At 57.1% G+C, this 3132-nt stretch carries 3 protein-coding genes; 2 read left to right on the top strand and 1 reads right to left on the bottom strand.

Annotated elements, in window-relative coordinates; translation table 11 throughout:
- Together Q7T06_RS06830 and Q7T06_RS06835 are read left to right on the top strand one after the other, a co-directional pair.
- On the top strand, nt 1–462 hold a 462-nt coding region (locus tag Q7T06_RS06830), incomplete at its 5' end, for an efflux RND transporter permease subunit (protein ID WP_304782390.1).
- 2 nt (nt 463–464) lie between these two features.
- Complete coding sequence (locus Q7T06_RS06835) at nt 465–1910, top strand: efflux transporter outer membrane subunit (protein ID WP_304782392.1); 1446 nt, start codon at nt 465–467, stop codon at nt 1908–1910.
- A gap of 171 nt (nt 1911–2081) precedes the next feature.
- Here Q7T06_RS06835 and Q7T06_RS06840 read toward each other — a convergent pair.
- On the bottom strand, nt 2082–3132 hold a 1051-nt coding region (locus Q7T06_RS06840), incomplete at its 5' end, for a sorbosone dehydrogenase family protein (RefSeq protein WP_304782395.1).

The raw sequence follows: 3132 nt of genomic DNA on the forward strand, positions 1-3132 counted from the left end.
GGTGTCTGGCTGACCGGTGGCGACAACAATATCTTTACGCAGATCAGTCTGATCGTGCTGGTGGGGCTGGCCTGCAAGAACGCGATTCTGATTGTGGAGTTCGCTCGCGAACTGGAGCATCAGGGATGTGAAACCTATGCAGCAGCAATTGAAGCAGCACGCTTGCGTCTGCGTCCTATTCTGATGACATCGATTGCGTTTATCGCGGGTGTGGTGCCGCTGATCCTGTCCTCCGGTGCCGGTGCAGAAATGCGTCATGCGATGGGTGTGGCGGTGTTCTCCGGCATGATAGGTGTGACTGCATTCGGCCTGTTCCTGACGCCTATCTTCTATGTATTGCTGCGCACGCTGGAGAAAAAATTCACCCGCAAGAAGGAACCGGAAGGCGAGGCCTATGTGGCGCATCCGGCTCCTGTCGCAATCGATACCCAGCATGCATTTACGCAGAATCACGAGGGTTGATCATGAAAAAATTTAATTTAACTCTTACCGCTCTGGTCGCGGCACTGGTACTCGCCGGCTGCTCTACGGCGAAGCCGCCGGACCAGGTGAAACTCGATTTGCCGACGCAATATCGCGAAAAGTCTGAACAGCTGGATGGTGCATGGAAAGTCGCCGCGCCAGCCGACAACACAGATCGCGGTGCATGGTGGACGGTATATGGCGACGAAGATCTGGGCAAGCTGATCGTCGAGGCGACGACATCCAGCCCAAATCTAGCCATGGCGCTGGCTCGCGTAAAGGATGCTCGCGCTGCTGCCGGTGTAGTCGATGCCGATCGTGGCGTGCAGGTTGACGTGGGTGCAGGTCCGACCCGCGTCGGCAATGCGCAGACTACATCAACGACTTATCGCGCGCCTTTGTCGTTCTCGTATGAAGTCGATCTGTTCGGTCGCCTGTCCGATTCCAGCCGTGCTGCACGCCTGGATGCAGAAGGGCAGGAGGCTGCGTATCGTTCTGTCCTGCTCGCATTGCAATCGGATGTCGCGCAACTTTACTTCACGATACGTTCGCTGGATTCGGAAATCGACGTCCTGCAAAAAACCATCGCCTTGCGTCAGGAAGGACTGGACCTGGCACAACGTCGCTTTGATGCAGGCGACACCAGCGAGCTGGATGTGGCGCAGGCAAAGACAGAATGGGCCACCACCAGTGCGGAGCTGGAAGGCGTCAACCGTGAACGTGCACGCAGCGATCATGCGCTGGCAATTTTGCTCGGCAAAGCGCCGGCTGAATTTACCCTGGTCGTCGCACCGTTCAATGCACCCATCGTGACAGTGCCGGCCGGCTTGCCCTCCGATCTGCTGGAACGCAGGCCTGATATCGCACAGGCTCAGCGTCAACTCGCTGCATCCAGTGCACGTATCGGCGCCGCCAAGGCAGCGTTCTTTCCCAAGCTGTTGTTGACCGGTTCGGCGGGTTACGAGTCGAACGAATTGCGTGACCTGTTCAAATGGTCCAGCCGCAGCTGGATGCTGGGGCCGGTGGTTGGCACCATGTTGTCGCTGCCCTTGTTTGATGGCGGCCGCAACAAATCCAATCTTGCGCGTGCCGATGCCAATTACGAAAGCATGGTTGCCAATTACCGCCAGCAAGTACTGGTCGGCTTTCGCGATGTCGAAGACAACCTGAGTGCGCTGCGTACACTGGACCGCCAAATGATGTTTGAAGAACAGGCGATCAAATCGGCGCAACTTGCTGCACGCCTGGCAGATTCACGCTATCGCAATGGTTCGGCCAGCTACTTTGAAGTGATCGACGCGCAACGTAGCAACCTGTCGTCGCAGCGTTCGCGCGTACGCAGTGCAGGTCAACGCGCAGTGGCTTCGGTAGGCTTGATACGCGCATTGGGCGGTGGCTGGGAAGCGCCAGTACAAAAGGATGTGCCAGCTTTGGCGCAGCAACAGTAAAAATATCCAGTACGACAGGCAGGTAAAGCGGGACTTCTTTACAGCAGAAGTTCTTGCTAAAAAGCGCAGCCAGAATGATCAATTCTGGCTGCGCTTTTTTACTTGCACTTTCTTTGCGTCCGCTGCAGCGATCAAATCAATATGACGATGCGCTGGGTCCGGTATCGGAATTTATTGCGTGCCCGACGATTTCACGCGCCAGATTACATTGCCTACATCATCCGCGACCAGGATCGCGCCGGTGCGATCCATCGTCAATCCGACCGGGCGGCCCATAGCCTCGCCCTCCGCATTGACGAAGCCAGTCAGGATATCCTGCGACGGGCCGGATGGCATGCCGTTGGCAAACGGCACGAAAATCACTTTGTAACCGCTGCGCGGCTTGCGATTCCATGAGCCATGCTGGCCTATGAATGCGCCATTCAGATATTTCTTCGGCAAGTCCTTGCCGCTATAAAACATCAAGCCCAGCGGGGCGGTATGTGCGCCCAGCGCATAGTCAGGTGGAATCGCCTTTGCTACAAGGTCGGGCCGCGGCGGTTGAACACGTTGGTCTATATTCTGGCCGTAGTAACTGTAGGGCCAGCCGTAAAACCCGCCATCTTTAACCGCGGTCATATAGTCGGGGACCAGATCGCTGCCGAGTTCATCACGTTCGTTGACGACCGTCCACAGCGCCTTGCTTTGCGCTTGCCAGGCCATGCCGTTTGGATTGCGCAAACCGGACGCGAACAGGCGCGTGCTGCCGGTGGCTGGATCGATTTCGAGGATGGCGGCGCGGTTGACTTCGTTTTCGATGCCGTTTTCAGCCACGTTGGAATTGGAGCCAACCGTCGCATAGATCCTGGAGCCATCTTCACTGGCGATGATGTTTTTGGTCCAGTGATGGTTGATTTTGCCGGCCGGCAGATCGGTCACCTTCACGCCCGGACTCGTGATCTGCAACTCGCCGCTTACATAGGGGAAGCGCACGATCGCATCGGTATTGGCGACGTACAGCGTATTGCCGATCAACGCCATGCCGAACGGCGAATGCAGTTTGGACAGGAATATGGTTCTGGTTTCTGCCACACCATCGCCGTCTGCATCGCGTAACAGGGAAATGCGATCCGCGCTCGGCGTTTTGGCGCCGGCCCGTTTCATCACGATACCCTGCACCCACTTCTTGATGCTGAAGCCGCTGTCTTCGCCGGGGCCGTTGGTTTCGGCTACCAGCACATCG

Source organism: Herminiimonas sp., from assembly GCF_030645555.1.
Classification (GTDB): domain Bacteria; phylum Pseudomonadota; class Gammaproteobacteria; order Burkholderiales; family Burkholderiaceae_D; genus Oxalicibacterium.